Raw genomic sequence first — 6,592 nt, forward strand, 5'->3', positions numbered from 1 at the left:
AAAAGCAAATCTATTGAAGATGCTTATCTTTACTATTATTCTAATAAACAATACTGATTACTTTCAATTCATTACATTACATCGACTTGTTTAATGTTTCAATACTTTAATCTTCAGACGTCTTATCCCATAAAAATAATTTTATTTTTATGGGATAAGGTCTATAGCTTTTTATTACTGATTATATATGCAAGTTGCAAAATTACTTTATAATATTTATCTTACAATACTAACAATAAGTGTTTTCTTAATTTCTTTTGCAAATCGTTCAACCTCTCCCCGAATCCCAATCGCAGGCTCCCACGAATCAATCAAACGAATCGCCCTCTGATTAGCTTCCTTCGCCTTCGTTTTCTCTCCTTTACGATATAACAACTGCGCCATCCCATAATCATAATAGATCAATTCAACCTGATTCGCGTTATGTTTGTCATAGAGCATCTGCTCAAAGGCTTTTTCCGCTTTCTCAAACTGGTCACACTTCACGTAAGCCACACCTAAATTGAAATAGGCTTCTATCGTTTTTTCGCCGCCGTACGTGGAGCTGATTTCATTTGCCGTTTCGTATAATTGAATGGCTTCTTCATCATGACCTCTCGCAAAGCTTAAGTCACCGCGAACCAATAGAACTCTGTGTTGAATGGTAGGGGAAATTGGTTGATTTTCGATTTCGTTTAAAATGGTCTCTGCTTTTTCCTGTTGCCCGGCTTTTAAAAACAGCCTTGCTTTGAGTGCGTGTCCCCAAACCTTTAGATCATGGGCATCATGAGCGTCTGATTGTTCCAGAATCTTCAGTCCGGATTCTATTTGCTGAAGTGCTCCGTCTAAATCATTGACTTCCATCAGTGCCCAGCCTGCTGTGTCGATTCGGAAGTACGCTTCTCGTGTGTGTTTGCCTAATTGGTGGGCGGCATCGGCGGCTTTGCATCCGTATTCGATTCGCAGGGGCAGGTTGATTCTGCTTAGAAAATGGCTGATGCGGGTGATGAGTTCGATTAGGATTTCTTTTTGTCCGGTTTCGCTCGCCCATTTGATGACCTTTAAGATGTTTGGCCATTCTTGTTTCATTTGATCTAAATTTCGTCCCAACAAATAGCTCCAATAGATGGAGTTTGGCTGTTCCCGCTTTAAATGGGTTTCGGCGTAATCAATATAATAGTGCGCCCAGCGGCTGTGGGCTTCTTTTTCATATTCATGATGTTCGGACAAGTGCTGTTCTCCGTATGCGACAACGGTTTGATGCGCTAAGTACTGTGTTCTTCCTTCGCTTCGTTCCGGCTGAATCAGAGCAAAAGATCGCATTTGTTCAATTGCGTAATGAAAACGGCGAGCGTCTAATCCGGCTGCTGCCGCCAGACTTTTTTCATCAGGCGGCTTGCTGAAAAAGCAAAGCGTCTGCCATAGCTTTCGTGTATCTTCGTTGCATCTGTCCCATGTGCGGCCAAAGAGGAACTCAAACAATTCCAGCAGAGAGTAGCCCGCTTTTCCAAGTTCATGAATCAGCTGCTGAGCGGGTATGTCATCATCTGACATATAGGCGATGCTGAGTGCCATGGCTTTCGGGTTTCCGGCAGTCGCTGAAATGAATTCGTACTTCAGTTCAGACGATAGATGTAACAGCTGCTCCAGCTTTTCCCGCTTATATGGGAGGTTGCATGTTTGTAAGCAGCGGTGCACTTCTTGCTGAAAAAATTCAAGGGCATCTGTTTGGTCAAGGCCGCTCAGCTGAATGGCCGCCATTTCTCCAAAGCTTTCTCGATAGGTTTGCTTTACGTTTTCCCGTGCAGTGAGGAGAATTTTTACGCCTTGCGGAAGGCTGGTGATAAATTCGTGAATCTCACGTTCTGCGGTATCGATGCTGTCAACAATCAGCAGTACTGGTTTTTCTCTAGTGTAATTGGCTAACGCATTGCGGACGACGAACCGTTTTTCATTGATTGATTTATCGATTTGTTCAGCGCGTCCGAGCTGATAGGCGATCGTATTTAAAAAATCGCTAAAGCTTAAGCCTTTCCAATCGGCGCTGACCCAGATAATGCTGTTGAATGCCGGCCAATCTGAAGTATCGTCGACACAGGAATAGGCGGCTTCAAGAGCGATTGTGGTTTTACCCATGCCGGCCCAGCCGGTGATTAAACAGACTGGTGACGGAGAAAGCATCCATTGCCGTATCGCTTCCATATCAAAGCTGCGTCCGATAAAGCTTCCGGACCAGCGTGACGGTAGGTTATGCGTGATAGGCTGTTCTGTAAGCGTATTCGTTTCATGGCCGGGTCTGTCATGAAACAGCCGTTTTACTACATTTTCAATTTCATCTTCACTTGGAGCCCCGAATGATCCGTCTTTTCGCCGTGTTTTCGCTTTTTTTAAACAAGACGCTGCCCATACAGGCAATGCGGGCTGGATGACAGGGATAGTGGTGGTTTCCAGCAGATCGGTCAACCACTCGATATCCAAGTCGGTCTTTTCGAGAATGATCCAGATCATTCCGAACAGTTTTCCGTCGTCGATTCTCCCGGGAATATAGTTTGCCCCCATCTGTCCGATCCAGCTTTTGATCGTGTTAGAGGAAACCCCCAGCTGGAGTGCGATTTTATCTATATAAGACTGTCCTGTTTTTTCGTTCTTTTTCCTTCTGACTTTATAATCAGGATGAAGTTTTAGCGTTTTGACGCCAGGTGCCAGCAGTTGTGCAAATTGTTTTCGGTTTTCAAGTTCAGCCATAAGCCTGCACCTCCTATTAGTACTATTTTATCAATCCAGCGTTTTTTGTATATGAGAAAATAGTAAAGTACAGTGCGGCTGTCCTTTTATACAGCAGGAAAGGCTGTTGAACGTGTTGCAAAGCAGATAAAATAGGGGCAGTAACAGAGAAAACAAAAATGTATGCACTTACATTTTATTTTCTAAAGAAAGGAATTTGCCAAATGACTCACACAGTACCTCAGAACATGAAAGCGGCTGTTATGCACAACACAAGAGAGATCAAAATTGAAACATTGCCTGTGCCTGACATCAATCATGATGAAGTGTTGATTAAGGTGATGGCTGTCGGAATTTGCGGATCGGATCTGCATTACTATACAAATGGCAGAATAGGCAACTATGTTGTGGAAAAACCATTTATCCTTGGCCATGAATGTGCGGGAGAAATTGCTGCTGTCGGATTAGCTGTCGATCAATTCAAGGTGGGAGACCGTGTTGCTGTAGAGCCGGGCGTCACGTGCGGACGCTGTGAGGCGTGCAAGGAAGGGCGCTATAATCTTTGTCTGGATGTGCAGTTTTTGGCTACACCGCCAGTAGATGGCGCGTTTGTCCAATATATCAAAATGCGACAGGACTTTGTTTTTTTGATCCCCGATTCACTTTCCTATGAAGATGCTGCTTTGATCGAGCCGTTTTCTGTCGGCATTCATGCAGCGGCGAGAACGAAGCTACAGCCCGGATCAACAATTGCGATTATGGGGATGGGCCCTGTTGGGTTAATGGCTGTTGCGGCAGCTAAAGCATTTGGGGCAGGCACAATTATCGTGACCGACTTAGAGCCGCTGCGGTTAGAAGCCGCGAAAAAAATGGGAGCGACTCATGTCATCAATATCCGTGAACAGGACGCGCTTGAAGAAATTAAAACGATCACGAATGATAGAGGCGTTGATGTTGCTTGGGAAACAGCGGGGAATCCAACGGCAGTGCAATCTGCACTTGCTTCTGTGCGCCGGGGCGGGAAACTGGCGATTGTCGGTTTGCCTTCACAGAACGAGATCCCGCTCAATGTGCCGTTTATTGCGGATAATGAGATTGATATCTACGGGATCTTCCGTTATGCCAATACGTACCCAAAGGGAATCGAATTTCTCGCTTCAGGCATTGTAGACACGAAGCATCTTGTAACGGACCAATATTCACTGGAGCAGACGCAAGAGGCGATGGAGCGGGCGCTTCAATTTAAGAATGAATGTTTAAAAGTGATGGTGTATCCAAATCGCTGAGTGAACAGGGAGGATCTTTGTATTCTCCCTCTTGTTTACTGGAAATGAAAACGGATTCTTGGGGTGGGAAATAATGATTGAAACAGAAAAAGCAACGACATTGAAGGCGAAGCATCACGGTCTGTCCTGGTTTGAGCGAATCGGATATGGATTCGGCGATATGTCATATAATATTGTCTTTCAGTTTGTAAACGCATACCTATTATTCTATTATACAGACGTCGGCGGCATTCAGCCTGCGGTGATCGCAACGTTGTTTCTTGTTGTGCGGGTGCTGGATGCTATTTTTGACCCGATCATGGGATTGATTTTAGACAAAACGAACACAAGATGGGGAAAGGCAAGGCCATATCTGTTGTGGGTGGCATTTCCTTTTGCGCTTTTTACGGTTTTATGTTTCACGACACCTCATTTCGGTGAGACGGGGAATATGGTATATGCGTACATCACCTATATTCTGCTGGGGATGTCCTTTAGTATGCAAACGATTCCGGTGAACAGCTTAACGGGGCGGATGACGAATTCTGTGGAGGAACGAACGGTTCTGACAACAACACGGATGATTTTGGTGTATATCGGCATCCTTTTATCTATTTCCTGTGCGACACCGCTTGCAACTGCTATTGGAGGAGAGGATCAGGCGTTTGGATTTCAGATGACAGCGCTCATCTATGCGGCGGTCAGCATCGTTTTGAATCTATTTAGTTTCTTTACTGTACGGGAGCGGATTCATCCTAAAAAGAGAAAAAAACAAGGGATCAAAAAGACGTTATCCGTTTTAATCCGAAACAAACCTTTGCTTATGTTAGTTTCATCATTTTTGGCTTTTGCGATCGGGTTTAATATTAAGCTCAGTACGATGGTGTACTATTTTACGTATAACGTAAATCATAAGGAATTTGTGTTTTTGGGAACTGTTTTATTTTTTGGAGCAGCGCTGATCAGCAATTTGTTTATTCCTTACTTTTCTGAGAAGTGGGGCAGAAAACAAGTTATGATGATCACGGCAGCTCTATCGCTTATTTCTTATGCTGGCCTGCATTTTACGCCGTATTCTTCGATAACACTCATTTTCATTTGGCTTTTTGCATCGGGATTTTTCACAACGCCTTTAAATACGCTTGCTTGGGGAATGGTTGCGGATTGTGTCGATTATGCGGAATGGAAAACGGGAATTCGCGCGGATGGTGTGGTGATTTCGAGCATGAGCTTTATTAATAAGCTGGGTGTGGCGTTAGCCGGATCATTTTCGGCCATTTATTTAGGAATCGCCGGGTATGTGGCGAATGCAGACCAGACAGTTGCGTCATTGAATGCGATTAAAAACATGAATGCTTTGATTCCGGGATTTTTCATTTTGCTTTCTATTATTCTCATCGCCTTCTATCCTTTAACGGAAAAAAGATATAAACACATCATCTCTGAGCTAGAGCAAAGGTCTGCGAGATAAATATATGTAAAATTTTTAATATTCAATGTAAACAGTTGTATTTATGGCAGAAAGTAATATACTGAGACTGTAATCTAGACTTTATAAATGAGTGTGATAATATGCGTAGTCATTCTGTAGTTTGTATTGGAGAATTGTTAATTGATTTCTTTTGTACTGATGTTGACGTTGATTTAATGGAAGGGCGCCATTTCTTAAAAAGTGCCGGCGGTGCACCGGCGAATGTGTCAGCAGCCATTGCCAAGCTGGGCGGACAAGCTGCTTTCAGCGGAAAAGTGGGCAAGGATCCGTTTGGGTATTTTCTAAAGCAAACATTGGACGCTGTACACGTCGATACCTCTATGCTGGTCATGGATGAGAAAGCGCCTACAACGCTTGCTTTTGTTTCATTAAAACAAAATGGAGAGCGTGACTTTGTTTTTAATAGAGGCGCGGACGCTTTGTTTACGCTGGAGGACATTGACCAGGAAAAACTAAACGAAGCGAAAATTCTTCATTTCGGCTCTGCAACGGCACTGTTATCAGATCCGTTTTGCTCAGCCTATTTACGGCTTATGTCGATTGCGAAAGACAATGGACAGTTTATTTCGTTCGACCCTAACTATCGTGAAGATTTATGGAAGGGAAGGGTTTCAGAGTTTGTTAGTATCGCAAAAAAAGCGATTGCTGTAAGCGATTTTGTGAAAGTCAGTGACGAGGAGCTTGAGATTATCAGCGGTGTGAAGGATCATGAAAAGGGCGTTGCGATCCTTCATGAGATCGGAGCGAAAATGGTTGCTGTGACACTTGGGAAAAGCGGAACTCTTCTTTCGAATGGAAAAGATCATGAAATCATTCCAAGCATTCCGGTTACATCAATTGACTCAACAGGGGCGGGAGATGCTTTTGTCGGTGCGGCTTTATATCAATTGGCAAACTCGGATCACATTCAATCTGTAGATGCTGATTTTGCGAAGCTGCGTGAGATTGTGTCATTTGCCAATAAGGTGGGAGCCCTTGTGTGCACTAAAATTGGAGCGATTGATGCACTGCCCAGCATGGAAGAGATTGAAGTTTCTCTATAAAGATGAGGATGTTTCTTGAAAGTCTTTGGACTTTTGGGAGGCATCCTTTTTTATATTTATTTTTTTATTTTGCAGGTAAAAAGTTATGT

The 6,592-nt window shown here is 43.6% G+C and carries 4 protein-coding genes; 3 read left to right on the top strand and 1 reads right to left on the bottom strand.

All coding sequences use genetic code 11. From position 1 onward, the window contains the following. Positions 1-216: 216 nt before the first annotated feature. The gene (locus tag RAC86_RS33445) at positions 217-2,724 is read right to left on the bottom strand and encodes an NB-ARC domain-containing protein (RefSeq protein ID WP_072565853.1); all 2,508 of its coding nucleotides are present in this window, start codon (positions 2,722-2,724) and stop codon (positions 217-219) included. A 203-nt stretch (positions 2,725-2,927) separates the two neighbouring features. Between RAC86_RS33445 and gutB the strand changes: the two genes are divergently transcribed. The 3 genes from gutB (at position 2,928) to RAC86_RS33460 (ending at position 6,503) form a co-directional block, all read left to right on the top strand. After that, positions 2,928-3,989: a sorbitol dehydrogenase gene (gene gutB / locus RAC86_RS33450; protein ID WP_072565854.1), complete on the top strand. Its 1,062-nt coding sequence runs from the start codon at positions 2,928-2,930 to the stop codon at positions 3,987-3,989. A 73-nt stretch (positions 3,990-4,062) separates the two neighbouring features. Then, positions 4,063-5,439 carry an MFS transporter gene (locus RAC86_RS33455; protein ID WP_072565855.1) on the top strand — a complete coding sequence of 459 codons (1,377 nt, stop codon included), beginning with the start codon at positions 4,063-4,065 and terminating at the stop codon, positions 5,437-5,439. Between the two features lie 101 nt (positions 5,440-5,540). After that, on the top strand, positions 5,541-6,503 hold the full coding sequence (locus RAC86_RS33460; RefSeq protein ID WP_072565856.1) for a carbohydrate kinase family protein: 963 nt from the start codon (positions 5,541-5,543) through the stop codon (positions 6,501-6,503). Positions 6,504-6,592 lie beyond the last annotated feature (89 nt).

Source organism: Bacillus sp. LR_5, from assembly GCF_042709275.1.

Bases quoted from the DNA above. Each gene is read 5' to 3' on its own strand.
- RAC86_RS33460 (WP_072565856.1), top strand. From the start codon at position 5,541: ATGCGTAGTCATTCTGTAGTTTGTATTGGAGAATTGTTAATTGATTTC.
- RAC86_RS33445 (WP_072565853.1), bottom strand. From the start codon at position 2,724: ATGGCTGAACTTGAAAACCGAAAACAATTTGCACAACTGCTGGCACCT.
- gutB (WP_072565854.1), top strand. From the start codon at position 2,928: ATGACTCACACAGTACCTCAGAACATGAAAGCGGCTGTTATGCACAAC.
- RAC86_RS33455 (WP_072565855.1), top strand. From the start codon at position 4,063: ATGATTGAAACAGAAAAAGCAACGACATTGAAGGCGAAGCATCACGGT.